The sequence below is a fragment of the Brevundimonas diminuta genome (assembly GCF_039673845.1).
Lineage (GTDB): Bacteria > Pseudomonadota > Alphaproteobacteria > Caulobacterales > Caulobacteraceae > Brevundimonas > Brevundimonas diminuta_E.
The window spans coordinates 113399-131467 of record NZ_JBDJMK010000006.1 but is presented as its reverse complement, the minus strand read 5'-3'; the positions used below and the strand labels follow the sequence as shown (position 1 = coordinate 131467).

13 protein-coding genes and 1 tRNA gene are annotated in these 18069 nt (G+C 68.5%); 6 read left to right on the top strand and 8 right to left on the bottom strand.

Annotation, left to right across the window (positions count from 1 at the left end):
- Positions 1 to 6: 6 nt before the first annotated feature.
- The 8 genes from ABE454_RS08200 to ABE454_RS08165 form a co-directional block, all read right to left on the bottom strand.
- Positions 7 to 573, bottom strand: a complete 567-nt coding sequence (locus ABE454_RS08200) for a cupin domain-containing protein (protein WP_128116461.1) — start codon at positions 571 to 573, stop codon at positions 7 to 9.
- Positions 574 to 577: 4 nt separating this feature from the next.
- Positions 578 to 1864: an acetylornithine deacetylase/succinyl-diaminopimelate desuccinylase family protein gene (locus ABE454_RS08195; protein WP_346530785.1), complete on the bottom strand. Its 1287-nt coding sequence runs from the start codon at positions 1862 to 1864 to the stop codon at positions 578 to 580.
- 10 nt (positions 1865 to 1874) lie between these two features.
- Positions 1875 to 2972 (bottom strand): 3-isopropylmalate dehydrogenase, encoded by a 1098-nt coding sequence (leuB, locus tag ABE454_RS08190; RefSeq protein ID WP_346530910.1) that lies wholly within the window; start codon positions 2970 to 2972, stop codon positions 1875 to 1877.
- A 4-nt stretch (positions 2973 to 2976) separates the two neighbouring features.
- Entirely contained in the window at positions 2977 to 3741 is a 765-nt protein-coding gene (locus ABE454_RS08185) for a glucose 1-dehydrogenase (RefSeq protein WP_346530784.1), read from the bottom strand.
- Between the two features lie 17 nt (positions 3742 to 3758).
- Positions 3759 to 5204, bottom strand: coding sequence for an aldehyde dehydrogenase family protein (locus ABE454_RS08180; protein WP_346530783.1), 1446 nt, complete (start codon positions 5202 to 5204; stop codon positions 3759 to 3761).
- Positions 5205 to 5380: 176 nt separating this feature from the next.
- Positions 5381 to 5860 (bottom strand): redoxin family protein, encoded by a 480-nt coding sequence (locus ABE454_RS08175; protein ID WP_346530782.1) that lies wholly within the window; start codon positions 5858 to 5860, stop codon positions 5381 to 5383.
- A 32-nt stretch (positions 5861 to 5892) separates the two neighbouring features.
- Positions 5893 to 5966 (bottom strand) — tRNA-Cys (locus tag ABE454_RS08170).
- A gap of 96 nt (positions 5967 to 6062) precedes the next feature.
- The gene (locus ABE454_RS08165) at positions 6063 to 7487 is read right to left on the bottom strand and encodes an amino acid permease (protein ID WP_346530780.1); all 1425 of its coding nucleotides are present in this window, start codon (positions 7485 to 7487) and stop codon (positions 6063 to 6065) included.
- A 312-nt stretch (positions 7488 to 7799) separates the two neighbouring features.
- On the opposite strand from ABE454_RS08165, the gene ABE454_RS08160 reads away from it, so the two are divergent.
- The 6 genes from ABE454_RS08160 (at position 7800) to gspF (ending at position 18001) form a co-directional block, all read left to right on the top strand.
- The gene (locus tag ABE454_RS08160; RefSeq protein ID WP_346530778.1) at positions 7800 to 9308 is read left to right on the top strand and encodes a hypothetical protein; all 1509 of its coding nucleotides are present in this window, start codon (positions 7800 to 7802) and stop codon (positions 9306 to 9308) included.
- A gap of 89 nt (positions 9309 to 9397) precedes the next feature.
- Positions 9398 to 12115 carry a TonB-dependent receptor domain-containing protein gene (locus tag ABE454_RS08155; protein WP_346530777.1) on the top strand — a complete coding sequence of 906 codons (2718 nt, stop codon included), beginning with the start codon at positions 9398 to 9400 and terminating at the stop codon, positions 12113 to 12115.
- A 213-nt stretch (positions 12116 to 12328) separates the two neighbouring features.
- Positions 12329 to 13180, top strand: coding sequence for a type II secretion system protein N (locus ABE454_RS08150; RefSeq protein WP_346530776.1), 852 nt, complete (start codon positions 12329 to 12331; stop codon positions 13178 to 13180).
- Positions 13177 to 15297: a type II secretion system secretin GspD gene (gspD, locus tag ABE454_RS08145; protein ID WP_346530775.1), complete on the top strand. Its 2121-nt coding sequence runs from the start codon at positions 13177 to 13179 to the stop codon at positions 15295 to 15297. The genes ABE454_RS08150 and gspD overlap by 4 nt, the downstream gene beginning before the upstream one ends.
- A complete protein-coding gene (gene gspE / locus ABE454_RS08140) occupies positions 15294 to 16787 on the top strand; it encodes a type II secretion system ATPase GspE (RefSeq protein ID WP_346530773.1) in 1494 nt (497 codons plus the stop codon). The genes gspD and gspE overlap by 4 nt, the downstream gene beginning before the upstream one ends.
- Positions 16787 to 18001 carry a type II secretion system inner membrane protein GspF gene (gene gspF, locus ABE454_RS08135; RefSeq protein WP_346530772.1) on the top strand — a complete coding sequence of 405 codons (1215 nt, stop codon included), beginning with the start codon at positions 16787 to 16789 and terminating at the stop codon, positions 17999 to 18001. The genes gspE and gspF overlap by 1 nt, the downstream gene beginning before the upstream one ends.
- The last annotated feature ends 68 nt before the right edge of the window (positions 18002 to 18069 follow it).

Below are 18069 nucleotides of genomic sequence, written 5' to 3'. Positions count from 1 at the left end.
GCGCCGTCAGAAGGTGGGCGGCGTGCAGGCGCTGATGACCACGCAGGGGGCGTCGCCGATGTTGCGGAAGCGGTGCGGCAGGACGCTGGGGAACAGATAGCCTTCGCCCGCCTTCAGCACCCGCGACTGGCCGTCGACGGTGACTTCCAGACGGCCAGAAATGATCATGCCGCCTTCCTCGCCCTCGTGGGACAGCATGACCCGGCCGCTGTCCGAGCCGGGCTGATAGGTCTCGTACAGGATCTGCAGGCTGGAATCCTGACTGGACCCCAGCTGGCGATAGGAGACCTCGCCGCGCGAGATCTCGGTCAGTTCGTCGTGGCGATAGAAGTATTTGGTCGGGGTCTCGAACTCGGAGCTGAAGAAGTCGCCCAGCGATATGCCCGCCGCATCCAGCAGCCGTTTCAGCGAGCCGACCGAGGGGCTGGTGCGGCCGCTCTCGACCAGGCTGACGGTGCTGGACGGCACGCCCGCCTTGCGCGCCAGCGCGCGCTGCGACAGGCCGAGGCGATCGCGAAGGGCGCGCAGGCGCGGGCCGATGATGTTCTCTTCTTCCATATCGCCGCGCGCCACCCTGTCAGTTCCGCTTGCGGGTCAGCAGATCATAGGCCGCCCGGGCCATGACCTTGGCCGAGTTGGTCATGTCGTCGATCCCGACCCATTCGTCCGGCTGGTGCGCCAGATCCAGCACGCCGGGGCCGTAGGCAATGCAGTCCTTCAGCTTGCCGATGCGGTCGATGTGCTTCTGGTCATAGGTGCCGGGCGAGCAGACGAACTGGGCCTTTTTCCCCAGCACGGTTTCGATGGCGGCGGCGGTCGTGCTGGCGACGGGGCCGTCGCGGTCGGCCATGCTGGGCGCCACCTGGAAGAGGTCGCGCATCTCGTAGCGGAAGCCGTGGCGCTGGGCCGCCAGTCCGTCGAGGATGGCTTTCACCTCGCCCTTCACATCCTCCAGCGTCTCCTCGATCAGGAAGCGGCGGTCGATGACCATGCGGCTGGAATCGGCGACGCAGGGCGCGGGCAGGCCGTCGAAGCCCTCGGCCTGTCCGCCGTGGATGGAGTTGATGTTCATCGTAGACTGGCGGGCGCCTTCAGGGACGACCGGCATGTCGGAATGGCGGGCGGCCATGGCGGGATAGAGCTTGCTCTCGAACTCTTCCATCACCGCGCCCATGTGGCGGATGGCGGAGTCGCCCAGGAAGGGCATGGAGCCGTGGGCGATGCGGCCCTTGGTCTCGAGCTCGGCCCACCAGACGCCGCGGTGGCCGATGCAGACCCGGTCCACGTTCAGCGGCTCGGGGATGATGACGTGGTTGACGCGCGGCTCGGAGAACCAGCCGCGCTCGGCCAGATAGGCGACGCCGCCGTAGCCGCCGGATTCCTCGTCCACTGTGCCGGAGATCTCCAGCGCGCCGGGCAGGGGCAGGCCGGAATCGATCAGGGCCTCGACCGCGATGATGGAGGCGGCAAGCCCGCCCTTCATGTCGCAGGCGCCGCGACCGTAGACGCGACCGTCCTTCACCTCGCCGCCGAAGGGGTCGACGGTCCAGCCGGACCCGACCTCGACCACGTCGATGTGGCTGTTGAAGTGGACGCAAGGCCCCGGTTCAGAGCCGGTCCAGCGGGCGATGACGTTGGTGCGCGGATACTGGTCGCTGTCGCCCGGCGAGCCCTCGCCGCGCACATATTCGACGGTGAAGCCGCGCTTCTTCAGCCGCTCGCCCACGTATTCGGCGCAGGGGCGATAGGCCTCGCCCGGCGGGTTGATGGTGGGAAAGCGGATCAGATCCTGCGTCAGGGCGACCAGTTCGTCGGTGCGGCCGTCGATCAGGTCCATGACGGTCTGCATTGTGGGGGCGCTCATGGGTTGATCCTCACGCGAACTGGGCGTCCAGCGCGGCCAGAACCGCGTCGGTCATCTGAAGGGTGGAGACAGGGGCGACCCCGGCTTCTGCGATGTCGGGGGTGCGCACGCCGCTGGACACGACCTGTCGCACGGCGCGCTCCAGCGCCTCGGCCAGATCGGCGCGGTCGAACGACCAGCGCAGGCACAGGGCGAAGGACAGGATGGTGGCGATGGGATTGGCGACGCCCTGTCCTGCGATATCGGGCGCCGAGCCGTGGATCGGCTCATAGAGGCCGCGGCTGCTGCCGCCTTCTCCTAAGCCGGACAGGGAGGCCGACGGCAGCAGGCCCAGCGATCCGGTCAAGGCCGCCGCTGCGTCGGACAGGATGTCGCCGAACAGGTTGTCGGTGACGATGACGTCGAACTGGTCCGGACGCCGGACCAGCTGCATGGCGCAGTTGTCGGCGTACATGTGCGACAGTTCCACGTCGGGATAGTTGGCGGCGACCTCGGTCGCGACGGCGCGCCACAGGGCGCCTGTCTCCATGACATTGGCCTTGTCCACCGAGCAGACGCGGCGCTGGCGGGTGCGGGCCAGTTCAAACGCTGTGCGGCAGACGCGGGCGATTTCGGCCTCGGTATAGGCCTGGGTGTCATAGGCGCGGCGCTGGCCGTCGGGGGCGACTTCGTTGGCGCGGGGCAGGCTGAAATAGACGCCCGCCGTCGCCTCGCGCACGATCAGGATGTCGAGGCCCCGGATCAGTTCGGGCTTCAGCGCCGAGGCGTCCAGCAATTCGTCGAAACAGACGGCGGGCCGCAGGTTGGCGTAGAGGTCCAGCGCCTGACGCAGGCGCAGTATGCCCATCTCGGGTCGCTGGGCGCGGGGCAGGTGGTCCCACTTCGGCCCGCCGACGGCGCCGAACAGGACGGCGTCGGACGCCAGAGCCTGCGTCACCACGTCTTCGGCGATGGGCGCGCCCACGGCGTCTATGCTGGCGCCGCCTGCAAGAGCCTCGCTCAGTTCAATGCGCAGCCCGGCGTTTCGGGCCCAGTCGACGACGCGCAGGGTCTCGCGGATGATCTCCGGCCCGATGCCGTCGCCCGGCAGGACCAGAAGCCTGAACACGCGGTCAGATGCAGCGGCCACCGTCGACCTCCAGCGCCACGCCCGTGATCATCGAGGCGTCGTCAGAACAGAGGAAGGCGGCGGCGGCGCCCATGTCCTCGGGTGTCGAGAAGCGGCCAATGGGGATGGAGGCTAGGAACTTCGCCCGCACCTCGGGCGTGTCGGCGCCCATGAAGGTCTTCAGCAGGGGGGTGTCGCCCGCCACCGGGTTCAGCGCGTTCACCCGCACCTGGAAGGGCGCCAGTTCGACCGCCATGGCCCGCGTCGCCGTGATGACCCAGCCCTTGGAGGCGTTGTACCAGGTCAGGTTGGGCCGGGGGCTGACCCCGCCGGTCGAGGCGATGTTCAGGATGGCGCCGGACCCTTGCGCCTTCATCGCCGGGACGAAGGCCTTCGACATCAGATAGATGGAGCGCATGTTGATGGCGGCGATGCGGTCGAAGGCTTCGTCCGACAGTTCGTCCAGCGGCTGGGGCGTGTGGCCGACGCCCGCGTTGTTGACCACGATGTCCACGCCGCCCAGCAGGCGGTTCGCTGTTTCGGCCAGAGCAGCCACGTCGGCGGCGCTGGACACGTCGACCTTCACGCCCAGATCGGCGTCGCCCAGTTCAGCGGCCAAGGCGCGGGCCGCATCTCCGTTCAGGTCGGCGACGATGACGCAGGCGCCTTCCTCGGCGAAGCGACGCGCGATTCCGGCGCCGAAGCCGGAGGCTCCGCCCGTGACGATCGCTCGCTTGCCCTCCAGCCGCTTCGATCTGTTCCCCTCCAAGACGCTACTCCCTTGCGCTATCCATGATGGGCCGCGACGGTCTTTAGGGTGGTGAAGGCGTAGAGCGCCTCGAACCCCTTCTCGCGACCGTGGCCCGATTTTCCGACGCCGCCGAAGGGCAGTTCGACCCCGCCTGCCGCGCCGTAGTTGTTGATGAACACCTGTCCGGCCCGCAGCCGTTTCGCCAGCCGCATCTGCCGCCCGCCGTCGGCGGTCCAGACGCCTGCGACGAGGCCGTAATCGGTGCCGTTGGCGATGGCCACCGCCTCGTCTTCCGTCTCGAACGGGATGACGACGACGGCGGGGCCGAAGATTTCCTGCTGCGCCAGCGGATGATCGGGCGCGACATCGGCGAACAGGGTCGGCGCGACATAGGCGCCGCCGGACGGCAGGTCGGCCAGCGTCGCCTGAGCCACGATCAGGCCGTCGGCGCGGCCCTTGTCGATGAAGCCCTCGACCATGGCCTGCTGCTTCTTCGACACCAGCGGGCCGACGTCGCGGTCGTCCATCGCGGGGCCGATGGTCAGGGCGCGGAAGCGCTCGGCCATGCGGCGCACGACCTTGTCATAGACGCCGCGCTGAACCAGCACGCGCGATCCGGCCGAGCAGGTCTGGCCCGCGTTCTGAACCCCGGCGTTGACGAGGAAGGGCAGGGCCTTGTCCAGATCGGCGTCGTCGAAGACCAGCTGGGGCGACTTGCCGCCCAGCTCCAGCGTCACCGGCACAGCGTTGACCGCCGCCGCCTGCTGGATGGCGACGCCCACGCCGGTCGAGCCGGTGAAGGACAGGTGGCTGATGACCGGATGGGCGGCCAGCGCAGCGCCCGCTTCGGCGCCCGTGCCGGTCACGACGTTCAGCGCGCCTGCGGGTAGACCGCAGTCGGCGGCCACGTGGGCGAAGGCAAGGGCGGTCAGCGACGCCTGCTCGGCAGGCTTCAGCACTATGGCGTTGCCGACGCACAGGGCCGCCACGACCGAGCGGCCGATGATCTGCATCGGATAGTTCCAGGGGATGATGTGGCCCGTCACCCCATGCGGCTCGCGCAGGGTGTAGACGGTGTAGCCGTCCTGGAAGGGAATGGTCTCGCCGTGCAGCTTGTCCGCCGCGCCGGCATAGAATTCGAGGTAGCGGGCCAAGGCTATGACGTCGTTGCGAGCCTGCTTCAGCGGCTTGCCGACGTCCAGCGCTTCCAGCTCGGCCAGCATGTCGATGCGGGCTTCGATCTCGCGTCCCATGCGGGCCAGGATGCGGCCGCGTTCGACGGCGGTGGTTCGGCCCCAGTCTCCGTCGAAGGCAGTGCGCGCGGCGCGGACGGCGGCGTCCACGTCGGTGGCGGTTCCTGCGGCGAGGCGGCCCATGACCTCGCCCGTCGACGGGTTCTCGATCGGCAGGGACGCGCTGCCCCCTGCGGGGCGCCAGACGCCGCCGATGAAGACCTTATCCGTGGGGAAGGGCGCGACCATGTCGTTAGGCTCACTGTGAAGGCGATCCCCCTCTGGTTCGCCGTCCAGGATAGTGGGCACGATAACGGATCAGGCGCCAAGCCCTTTATGGTTTTGGCCTAAGTCACTGATTTCGTGTTCAGCGTGCTCAATAAAATGAGCATTTGATGCTGGGGCAAGCAGGCACGGGCGGCTTTTCACGCGGGGGTTGCGGGCTCCAGCAACAGGGCCATGATCTCGGCGCCCAGCATCATGTCCGAGACGGGGCCGAAACGGCGCATCCGCATCCGGCCCAGCCGGTCGACCAGCACCAGACTGGGCGTGCCCTGAAGATTGAAGGCGGTCATGGTGCGCGGCGCTGTCGTATCGGCCGAGGGCGCGTCGACGGCGACCGGGAAACGACAGCCGTGCTCGGCCAGCCACTTTGTCAGGCCTGCGCGATCCGACTGCTGGTCGTGATGTTCGAACACGCTGTGGACGCCCAGAACGGCGACCTCGCCGGAGGTGAAGGTCTCGGCCACGCGCCGGGCCTGCGGCAGGGCGTAGTGGGAGCAGCCGGGGCAGAGGCGTTGCAGGAAGGCGATGCAGACGACCTTGCCGCGCAGGTCTTCCAGATGAACGGGGGTGGGCGTGTTCAGCCAGTCCACAGCGTCGATCGGGGGCGCGGGGCGGCGCATGGGGGCGGCTCCTGAACGGCAGGGCGCCCCGATGGAGGCCGGACCTGGAATCGAACCAGGCTGGACGGATATGCACTCCGCCGCGTAACCGCTCCGCCATCCGGCCATCGGGGCGAGGCGTCTGGATAGCAGGCGGCCCCCGGCGCCGCCTGGGCCGGTTGCGGATTAGCGGGGGCGCCGGTCGCAGCGCCCCCTGTATGGATCAGTCGGCGGTCTGTTCCGCCTGTTCGGCCTCACGACGGGCGACGCTGAAACGACGACCGTACAGCAGATAGGCGCCGACGCCGATGACGTTCCAGATCAGGAACCACATCTGGGTCTTCTGCGGCAGGCTGGCCAGCAGATAGAGGCAGCCCGCGATGGCGATCGGGCCGATGATCCAGGCCATAGGCGTGCGGAACCCGCGCGGCAGATCCGGCGAGCGGCGGCGCAGGATCAACATGCACAGCGCCACCGAGCTGAAGGCCACCAGCGTCCCGGCGTTGGCCAGGGCGACGATCTCGTCCAGCGGGAAGAACAGGGAGATGGTCCCCACCACAGCGGCGGTGAACAGGGTGATGCGCAGGGGCGCACCCTTGGCCGACAGCTGCGACAGGCCGCGCGGCAGCAGGCCGTCGCGCGCCATGACGAAGAAGATGCGGCTCTGGCCATAGAAGAAGGCCAGGATGACGGTCGGCAGGGTCAGCACCGCCGTCACGGCCAGGAAATGGGCGGCGCCCGGCTGGCCGATCTCGCGCAGGATCAGGGCCAGCGGCTCGGGGCTGTTGGCGAACAGGGTGAAGGAGGTTGCGCCCAGCGCCGCCGTGGCGATGACGGTGTAGATGGCCGCGCAGGCCAGCATGGAGCCGACGATGCCGATGGCCAGATCGCGCTTGGGATTGCGGGTTTCCTCGGCCGCGGTGGCGATGGCGTCGAAGCCGTAGAAGGCCGAGAAGATGATGGCGGCGGCGGCCATGATGCCGCGCTCGACCCCGTCCGCGCCCATGGTGCGGCCGAAGCCGAAGGGGCTGAAGGGCTCCAGATTGGCGGCGTTGAAATGGGGCAGGGCGAACCAGACGAACAGCACCAGGGCCGACAGCTTCACCACCACCAGGGCCAGGTTCAGCGTGGCGCTCTTGCGGGTGCCGATGATCAGCATTCCGGCGATGACGAGGATGATGAACAGGGCCGGGACGTTGGCGACGCCGCCCGCGTGCGGCCCCTGCATCAGGGCCATGGGCAGGCCCAGCCAGTCGTGCAGCAGGGGCGCGGCATAGCCGGACCAGCTGACGGCCACGGCGCTGACCACCAGGCTGTATTCCAGGATCAGGCTCCAGCCGATGACCCAGGCGACGACTTCGCCGATGACGACGTAGTTGTAGGTATAGGCGCTGCCCGAGGCGGGGATGGTCGAGGCCATCTCGGCATAGGCCAGGGCGGCGCAGGCGCAGACGAAGCCCGCGATCAGGAAGGACAGCAGGACGGCCGGGCCGGCCTTGTCCGCGCCGATGCCGATCAGGGTCAGGATGCCGGTGCCGACGATGGCGCCCACGCCCATGGCCACCAGGTGCGGCCAGCTGAGACTGCGGGTCAGGCTGCGTTCCTGCGGATCGACCGTGATGCGCTTGCGTACGTTCCAGCCCGCCATTCGGAAACCTGTTCTTTTTGTTTTGGAGAAATCGGCCGGCCGAGGCGTCCGGCGCGCTCTGTTGCGACAGACGCGCCGTGGATACAAGCGCCTCCTTCGTCGAACGCGGTCCGCAATCCTTCCGGTTTCGGAAGGTTCGTCATCGAAACAGCGATGAATCTGCAAGGAACCTACGTTGATCCTTCACTGAAGCGCGCAAGCTTCGATAACCGCAGTCGCTATCCATTCCGCCGAGGCAGGGGGAGCAGAAGCCGTCCGGGACAGGAGCGGCCGCCCGCTGTCGCATCCTTTGACCAGACCGGTGGAATGACGATGAACAGCAGCTTCAAGACCCTGCTCGCGGTGGCGGCCAGCGCGCTGGCCCTGGCGGCCTGCGGCGGTTCGGCCGAGGTGGCCTCGCCGGGCGAAGGCAACTTCGGCGAGGGTAATGGCAACGGTAACGGCAATGGCAACGGCAATGGCGGAACCGGTCAGGCGGCCGCTGACTGCCCCGCCGGTTTCGCCAACGTCGGCACCATGGCCAATGAAACGCTGCGCAACTGCCAGCTGCCGCAACAGATCAACGGCTCGCTGACCGTGCCGCTGCGCGCGGGCACCATCTATTCGATCTCGGGCCGCACGGCGGTGGGCGTGGACCGCGGCGTGGACGCGGCGTCGACGACCGGGACGCAGGGCGTGCTGACGATCGAGCCGGGCGTGACCATTTTCGCCTCGGGCGGCGGCGACTATCTGCTGATCAACCGCGGCTCGCAGATCTATGCCGAAGGCACGGCGGCCAAGCCGATCATCTTCACCAGCCGTCAGAACGTCGAAGGTTCGACCAATGAGAACTCGCACGGCCAGTGGGGCGGCGTGGTCATCGCCGGCCGCGCCCCGCAGGCCAACTGCCAGCTGACCGCCCCGGTCACCTGCACCGGCCAGGTCGAGGGCACCAACGCCTTCTACGGCGGCGGCGACGCCAACGATAACTCGGGTCGTCTGCGCTATGTGCAGATCCGCTATTCGGGCTTTGAAATCTCGACCGGCAACGAGCTGCAGGCCCTGACCCTGGCGGGCGTCGGCGCAGGCACACTGATCGAATACGTTCAGTCCTACAACTCGTCGGATGACGGCATCGAGATCTTCGGCGGCAACGTCAATCTGAAGCACATCGTCATCAACGGCGCCGACGACGACGGCTTCGACACCGACACCGGCTGGCGCGGCGGCGCCCAGTTCGGCATCGTGACCCAGCGCGCCCCGAACGCGACCAGCCGCTCGGCCGGGTTCGAGTTCTCAGCCGCCCCGGCCGCCACGCCGCTGGCCCAGCGCTACAACTCCCAGCCCAAGATCGCCAACTGGACGCTGGTGGGCCGCAACTCGCCGACCGACGCCCACACCGTCGCCCACTTCGACACCGGCACCAAGGCGACCGTGGTCAACTCGGTCTTCACCAGCGTCTCCGGCTCCAGCGCCGGCTGCCTGGATATCGCCGACGCCGATACGGCCAGCGTGAACCCGGTGTTCAACTCGGTCTTCATGTCCTGCGGCATCTCCTACCGCGCCAGTGGCGCCGCCCGCTCGGAGCCGATCTTCACGGCGGGTTCGAACAACACGGCCAAGGGGACCTCGACCCTGACCGCGCCCACGGCCGGGATCACCATTACGAACCAGACGCTGACCTTCATCAACGGCGCCAATGAAACCGCCGTGACGCCGGTGAAGGCCTCCAGTGTCCATCCCTTCTTTGCCGACACCGACTACATCGGCGCCGTGAAGAACGCCTCGGACACCTGGTGGCAGGGCTGGACCTGCGGCCTGACGGCCAACCTGAAGTGCTGATGAACCCTGTGGCGAGGCGGCGGTCCGAAAGGGCCGCCGCCGACCCTTTGAGCGTCCAGCCCCTCACGACCTTCGCAAGGCAGCCGAATATGAAGACCAAGACCCTGACCCGTAACGGGGCGCTGCTGGCCAGCAGCGCACTCGTCGCCGCTTTCGGCGCGCCCAGCTTCGCGCTCGCCCAGGCGTCCGCCCCCGTCGTCGCCCCCGTCGCCACTCCTGTCGCCGCCGTGACCCTGAGCAACGAACTGCCTGCCGATCCAACCAACCCGGATCAGGTGTCGCAGACCCCGGCCACACAACTGGGCGACATCGTCGTGCTGGGCCGCAACATCCCTGAGCCGAACCGTCAGAGCGCCGAGGTGGCTGCTTTCCTGACGACGGAAGACCTGCAACGCACCGGCGATTCCACCGCCGCCGCCGCCCTGACCCGCGTGACCGGCCTGTCGATCGTCGACGGTCGCTTCGTCTATGTGCGCGGCCTGGGCGAGCGCTATTCCTCGGCCCTGCTGAACGGTTCGCCGCTGCCCAGCCCCGAGCCGCTGCAGCGCGTGGTGCCGCTGGACCTGTTCCCCTCCAGCATTCTGGCGGGGGTGACGGTTCAGAAGTCCTATTCCCCCAACTTTCCGGGCGAGTTCGGCGGCGGGGTCATCGACCTGCGCACCGTGGACGCTCCGGCCGAGCCCTTCCTGACCTTCAAGGCGGGCGTCGGCGGCAATACCGAAACCACCGCCCGCGACAATCTGGTCTATTACGGCTCGGACACCGACTGGACCGGTTTCGACGACGAGACGCGCAAGGTTCCTGGCGGCATCGCCCAGGCCTTCCGCATGGGCCAGCAGATCAACAGCGCCAACTTCTCGGCCGATGCGCTTCAAGCCATGGGCCGGTCGCTGGTCAATGCGCCGCTGCGCCTGATGCAGCGTCAGCAGACGCCGGTGGACGGCAGCCTTGAACTGGCGGGCGGCTTCCGCACGCCGACCGAGATCGGCGATCTGGGCGTCATCGCCGTGGCCGGTTACGACAACGCGTGGCGTTCGCGTCAGGCCATTCAGGAAAAGGCCCAGTTCGAGGGCGACATCCTGAAGCCCATCTCGCCCAAGGATGTGGAGTCCAACCAGAACGACGTGCGCCTGAACTTTCTGGGCGGGCTGTCGCTGACCCACGGCGATCATGAAGTGAAGTGGACGAACCTCTATGTCCGCACCACGACCAAGCGCGCCCGCATCTCCAGCGGCCCGGACTTCGACGCGGGCGACAGCATCATCCGCAACGACTACACGGAATGGTTCGTGCGCCAGCTGTTCAGCAGCCAGCTGTCGGGCGAGCACTACTTCGGCGCCGATGGCGCGTGGAAGCTGGACTGGCGCGCGGCCTACGCCAAGACCTCGCGCGACGCCCCCTATGAATCGCGCTTCCAGTACGGCGTCGATGCGCAGGGGCAGTTGATCCACAACGTCCAGGGCAACCAGATCTCGTTCAGCGATCTGGACGACAAGGTGTGGTCCGGCGGCGCGGACCTGGCCTATAAACTGCCGATGTCGGCGGGCCGCGAGGCGACCATCAGCGTCGGCGCCTCGACGCTGGACAACACCCGTTCGGCCGAGCGTCACGACCTGCAGTTCGAGGCCGTCAACGGCCTGACCGACAGCCAGCGCCGGGCGCGGATCGACTATCTGTTCTCGGACTACAACATCAATCCGTGGACGCTGCAGCTGCGTGAGATCGCCGGGTCCAACGGCGCCAACGCCTATGACGCGCAGATGAAGGTCAACGCCGTCTACGCCATGGTCGACGCCGAGTTCGTGCCGACCGTACGCACCACCTTCGGCGTCCGTTTCGAGGACGGCCAGCAGAGCGTGACGCCGCGCGACCTGTTCGGCGGGACCTCGTCCTATGACGAGACGGAGATCAAGGAGCAGTACTGGCTGCCGTCGTTCACGGCGACGTGGAACTTCGCTGAAGATCAGCAGCTGCGCTTCAGCGCCTCCAAGACGATCGGCCGCCCGCAGTTCCGCGAACTGGCGCCGCAGGCCTATACCGACCCGGAAAGCGACCGCGTCTTCATCGGCAACCCCTATCTGACGGACACCGAAATCCTGAATCTGGACGCGCGCTGGGAATGGTATTTCGGCCGCCAGCAGTTCGTCACGGCGGGCGTCTTCTACAAGAAGCTGGACAAGCCGGTCGAGGCGATGATCGTCGATGTCGGCAACCAGCGCCAGCAGTCCTTCCTCAACGCGCCCGAAGCGACCGTCATGGGCGTCGAGGCCGAGGTGAAGAAGTATTTCGAGTTCGCCGATCAGGCGGCCTTCATCTCCAACAAGCGCTGGCTGGTGCAGGCCAACTACACCTGGTCGGACTCCGAGATTTCGGTGGGTGAGAACGACACCGTCATCACCCTGAGCGGCGCCGGCGCCCCGCAACCGGCCCGCGCCTTCCTGCAGGACGGCAGCCGTCTGCAGGGCCAGTCCGAACACGTCGCCAACCTGCAACTGGGTTGGGAAGACGACACGGCGCGGTCGCAGGCGACGCTGATCCTGAACTATGTGTCGGAGCGGATCACGGCGCGCGGCGCGGGCCTGTATGACGCGCGCGAACCTGATTATGTGCAGGAGCCGGGCGCCTTCCTCGACTTCGTCTATCGTAAGGACTTCACCGTGAAGGGGCGCGATCTGGGCTTCGCCTTCGAACTGCGCAATCTGCTGGGCACGGGGTTCGAGGAATACCAGGAGCTGGGCAACAAGATCCGCATCAACAAATACGATCTGGGCCAGAGCGCCTCGGTCAGCCTGACCGCCCGTTTCTAGGCGCAGGCGGGTCGGACATTGGAGCCGGGAGGTCACGCGGCCTCCCGGCTTTTTTCTTCCCTCTCCCGCCGGGAGAGGGTGACGTTTGCGCGTCATTCATTCCGAACCCGCCACAGTTGTCGCGACAACTTCTCGGCCCTGTCATGGTTCGGAGCGAGCCGGGTACGGAGCATCCGACTAGGGAGGTTTTGCGGCCGCGAAAGGCCGTGGGGGATGTCTTCCTTGTTCGCTGGCCTTCGCAAATCGAGCGCCGTTTCGCCGGGCGGGAAAGTCCTGTTCCTGCGCGGATTTCGTCGCCCTCCGCTGCGGCGTCTGGTCGAGGCGGGGCTGGCGGTTCTTCTGATAATTCAAGTCATAAGGCTTGTCTGGCTGTTCGCCGCGCCGACCCCGCCGACAGTCAAGGCGCAGCCCTTGCCGCCGGTCGACATGGGCGTGCTGTCGCGCTTTGACGCCTTCTTTCGCAACGGCGGCGGAGGCGAGGCGGCGGGCGCGTCGGACGGCGGCGGTTTGAGCCTGTTCGGCGTGCGTGCGGACGGGTCGGGCGGCGGTTCGGCCATCATCGGCCTGCCGGACGGACGGCAGGTTTCGGTCGCGGCGGGCGAGGAGGTTGAGCCGGGCCTGACCCTGACCGCCGTCGCGCCCGATCACGTCATGCTGTCGCGTGGCGGCGCGCCGTTCCGCCTCGATTTTCCCGATATGGCGACCGGCGCCGCCTCTGCTGCGCCCGCGACGACGGCGCAACCGGCGGATGCTGCGCCTGAAGCGGCCTCCACCGAGGGCGCGGTGGTCGATCCGCAGCGCCTGATCGCACAGGCTGGATTGAAGCCGCGCATTCAGGGGCTGGGCGTCAACGGCCTGACCGTTTCGGCCTCGGGCGACGGGGGTGAGCTGCGCAACGCAGGCTTGCGCTCGGGCGACGTCATCGTGTCGGTCAACGGCACGGCGCTGAACAGCCCGCAGGCGGTCGCCGCCCTGCGCGGTCAACTGGCCGACGCCCCTTCGGCCCAGATCCAGTTCGAGCGCGACGGTCAGGTCCGCTCCACCACCGTAAGGACGCGCCCATGAAGGCCCGCAGCCGCAGTATTCTTACCGGCGTTCTGGCCGCTGTTCTGGCGGTTCAGCCGCTGGCCTCTGCGCCGGTGATCGCGCAGGAGGCGCGTCAGACGCTGAATGTTCAGAACGCCGACATCCGCGCCTTCGTGCAGGATGTGGCGCGCACGACAGGGCGCACCTTCATCGTCGATCCGGCGGTGACGGGCACGGTGACGGTGTCCAGCCCGCGCCCCCTGACCCGCGCCCAGCTGTTCGAGGTCTTCCTGTCGACGCTGCGGGCCAATGGTTTGGTCGTGACGCCGACATCGTCGGGCGCCTATCGCATCAGCCCGGCGCAGGGGGCGGCGCAGGGTCCGGCCACCGTCGGCGCCGAGCGCTTCTCGACCGAGGTCTTCAGTCTTCGTCATATCGACGCCGCCTCGGCCGCCGAGACGATCCGGCCCTTGGTCGGGGCGCAGGGGCAGGTGCTGGCCAACCCCGGGGCCAATAGCGTGGTCGTGGCCGACTTCGCCGACAATCTGGCGCGTATCCGGGCGCTGGTCGGCCGCATCGACGTGGACCGTTCGGCCTATGAGGTGGTGGCGCTGGAGAACGCCTCGGCGCGCGAGATCGCGGGCGTGCTGCAACAGGTGACGGGCGGCCCCGGCGGTCCCGGCCTGGTGACGATCACCCCGGTTGAAAGCTCCAACGCCCTGGTGTTGCGCGGGGACGGGCAGGCGCTGGCGCGGGTGCGCGGCCTGATCGCCGATCTGGACGGTCGGGCGCGGGCCAGTCAGGACGTCAACGTCGTCTTCCTTGAACATGCCGACGCCGAGCAGTTGCTGCCGGTCCTGCAACAGATCGTGGGCCAGCCTGCGGATGCTGCGGCGGCGTCGCCACCGCGCCTGCGCACCGCGCGCGCCGGTGCGAACAATACGACCAGCGGCATGGGGCAGGGCGGCCTGACCACGACGGGCGAGGCCGACAGCGGCTCGATCGGCTCGACCACCGTCACCGCCACCGGCCAGCGCGCCACCATCGCCCGCTTCCCCGGCGCCAATGCTCTGGTCATCTCCGGTCCGGCGGACCTGCAACGCACCCTGACTGAGGTGATCCGCCAGCTGGACGTGCGCCGTCAGCAGGTGCTGATCGAGGCCATCGTCGTCGAGCTGAGCGACAAGGCCGTACGCGACCTGGGCGTCCAGTGGCTGATGGCGGGCGAGCAGGGCGTCGGCCTGACCAACTATTCCGACCGCGCGGCGCCGCTGGTTCCCATCGCGGGCGGGGCGGGGGCGGGTCAGCTCGACAAGGACGACCCCTTGCGCGAGCGGCTGCAGAACCTGGCCCTGAACAGCCTGCTGGGCGCCAACGGCTTCGTCGGCGGCGCGGGCGGCAAGTGGGGCGACGGCCTGTTCGGCTTTATCATCAATGCGGCCAAGACGGACGCGGGCTCCAACCTGCTGCAGACCCCGTCGATCATGACGCTGGACAATGAAGAGGCCACCTTTCTGGTCGGGCAGGAGGTGCCGATCACCACCGGCCAGACCATTCTGGACGGCAACTCCAATCCCTTCACCACGACCGAGCGCAAGGACATCGGCGTGCGCCTGACGGTGCGGCCCCAGATCAATGCGGGCGGCTCCATCACCCTGACGCTGCGGCAGGAGGTGTCGAGCATCAACGGCCTGCTGACCAGCGGCGCCAACGACCTGATCCTGGACAAGCGCGAGCTGGAGACGACGCTGGTCGTCGATGACGGCGACATCGCCGTGGCGGGCGGCCTGCTGGATCAGAACGACCGGCTGGAGACCAGCAAGGTTCCCGGCCTGGGCGATATTCCGGGCGTCGGCGTCCTGTTCCGCTCGACCAGCCGCGAGCGGGGGCGAACCAATCTGATGGTCTTCCTGCGCCCGACCATATTGCGCACCACGGCGGACGCGCAGGGGCTGGCGGCGGATCGCTGGGGCTATATGCGCGGCGAACAGCAGCGGGTTCACCCCGACCGCGAGCCCAGCCTGGACGCCCTGCTGCGCGACTATATGCAGGCCCAGCCGCCCGCGGCTCCGGCAGCAGGCGAGCCGCTGGTCATCGCCCCCGTGGCGCCGGTCGTGGCGCAACCTCTGCCGCCGGTATCGGGAGCCGCCCGGTGATCACCGTCGTCGATCCGCGCCTGCCCTATGGCTTCGCCAAGACCCACGGCGTCCTGCTGCTGGCGGCGGGCGAGGTGATGGCGGTCGGGGTGCGCGAGGGCGCCGACCCTCTGGCCCTGGTCGAGGCGCGCCGCGCGCTGGGCCGTCCGCTGGAGGCGACGCCGCTGAGCGCCGCCGCCTTCGACCGCAAGCTGTCGGAAGTCTATGCGGGCGAGCAACTGACGGCGGCCGACGGCGACGACCTGTCCCTGCCGGTGGGGCTGGACAGTCTGGTGGACGACATCCCGGCGGCGGCGGACCTGCTGGACGCGACGGACGACGCGCCGGTCATCCGCCTGATCAACGGCGTCATCGCCGAGGCCGCCCGCATCGGCGCCTCGGACGTGCACCTGGAAAGCTATGAGACGCGCCTGCTGGTGCGGATGCGGGTGGACGGGGTGCTGCGCGAGGCGCTGAGCCTGAACCCGCGCGTGGCGCCCCTGTTGGTGTCGCGCATCAAGGTCATGGCGCGGCTGGACATCGCCGAGAAGCGTAAACCCCAGGACGGGCGCATCCCCCTGACGCTGGGCGGCAAGTCGCTGGACGTGCGCGTCTCGACCCTGCCGTCGCGGGCGGGCGAGCGGGTGGTGCTGCGGATTCTCGACAAGGATCAGGCCGGGCTGACGCTGGACCGGCTGGGCATGGACCCGGCGGCGCTCGAGGCCTTCCGCCATGCGCTGGCCGAGCCGAACGGCATCATCCTCGTCACCGGGCCGACCGGCTCGGGCAAGACGACCAGCCTCTATGCCGGGCTGTCGCTGCTGAACGACGGCTCGCGCAACATCCTGACGGTCGAGGACCCGGTCGAATACGCTATGGAGGGCGTCGGCCAGACCCAGGTGAACCCCAAGGTCGGCATGACCTTCGCCGCCGGCCTGCGCGCCATCCTGCGTCAGGACCCGGATGTGGTGATGGTCGGCGAGATCCGCGACACGGAGACGGCGGCCATCGCCGTGCAGGCGTCGCTGACAGGCCACCTGGTGCTGTCGACGGTCCACACCAATGACGCGGCCGGAGCCGTGACGCGCCTGCGCGACATGGGAGTCGAGCCCTTCCTGCTGGCCTCGACCCTGCGGCTGGTGGTGGCGCAGCGGCTGGTGCGGCGCCTGTGCCCGCACTGCCGGATCGAGGAGACGGCGGACAGGGCGACGGCGCGGCTGATCGGCGCCGAGGAAGGCGTGCGCGTCTGGCGGCCGCACGGCTGCGCCGACTGCGGCTCGACCGGCTATGTCGGGCGCATCGGCCTTTATGAGACGCTGGCGGTGGACGAGAAGGTGCGCCGCCTGATCGCCTCGGGCGCTGATGAGGACGCGGTGTTCGACGCGGCCTTCGCGCGCGGCGGGACGCTGGCCGACCGGGCGCGGGCGCTGGTGCTGGAAGGCGTCACCTCGGTCGAGGAGGCCCTGCGCGTCGCGCGTCAGGAAACCGCCGCCGAAGAGGTCGCGGCCTGATGGCGGCCTTCGACTATGTAGCCGCCGATGCGGCTGGGCGGACGGTCAGCGGTTCCGTGACCGCCGCCGACGAGGCCGCCGCGCGCAAGGCGCTGGCGAAACGCCAACTGGCGCCGTTGCAGCTTTCGCCCGGTCGTTCGGGCGCGGTCGTCGCCTCATCGAAGACGGGCAGGGCTGGGCGGCTGTCGCCCAAGGCGCTGGCGCTGATGACGCGGCAACTGGCGACACTGATCTCCGTCTCTCCGCTGGAGGAGGCGCTGCGCAACCTGATGCTTCAAGCGGACCGGCCCAACGTGCGCCGTGTGCTGGAGGGCGTCCACGCCGGGGTGATCGAGGGGCGGCGCCTGTCCGACGCCATGGGCCAGCAGGGCGCGGCCTTTCCGCCGCTATATCGCGCCATGACGGCGGCGGGCGAGCAGTCGGGCGCGCTCCAGCCCATCCTTGAGCGTCTCGCCGACGGACTGGAGCGGGACGAGGTCGTGCGCGGCAAGGTGCTGACGGCGCTGGTCTATCCGTGCGTGCTGGCGGTGGTGGCGCTGGGCGTCATCGTCGCCATGATGACCTACATCGTGCCCAAGGTGGTCGATCAGTTCGACAGCATGGGCCAGACCCTGCCGTTGCTGACGCGGCTGGTCATCGGCCTGTCGGACCTGATGCGCGACTGGGGCTGGCTGATGGCGTTGATCCTCGCCGCCGTGGTCGCCGCGGGGCTGATCGCGCGGCGGCGCGAGGCGGTGCGGCTGAGGCTGGACGCCTGGGTGTTGAGGCTGCCGCTGGTCGGGCGGTTGACGCGCGACCTGCACGGGGCGCGCATGGCACGCACTCTGTCGACCATGATCGCGGCGGGCCTGCCTGTGCTGGAGGGGCTGACCATCACCGCCCGCACCGTCTCCAACCGCGCCCTGCGCTGCGCCACCGAACAGATGGCCGAGGCCGTGCGCGAGGGCGGCGGCCTGTCAGCCGCCATGCGCCGCGCCGAGGTCTTCCCGCCCATCCTCGTCTACATGACCGCTTCCGGCGAAAGCAGCGGTCGGCTGGAGCCCATGCTGGAGCGCGCGGCCGACTATCTGGAGCGCGAATTCTCCAACTTCACCGCCGTGATGCTCAGCCTGCTGGAGCCGGCGATCATCGTGGTCATGGGCGGGATCGTCGCCGTGATCGTGCTGTCGATCCTGCTGCCAATCCTTCAGATCAACACCCTGGCTCTGGGGTGAGAGAGGTCTTGATGTTCCGTTCCCTCGTTCACCCTTCTTCGCCGTCATCCTCGGCCTTGAGCCGAGGA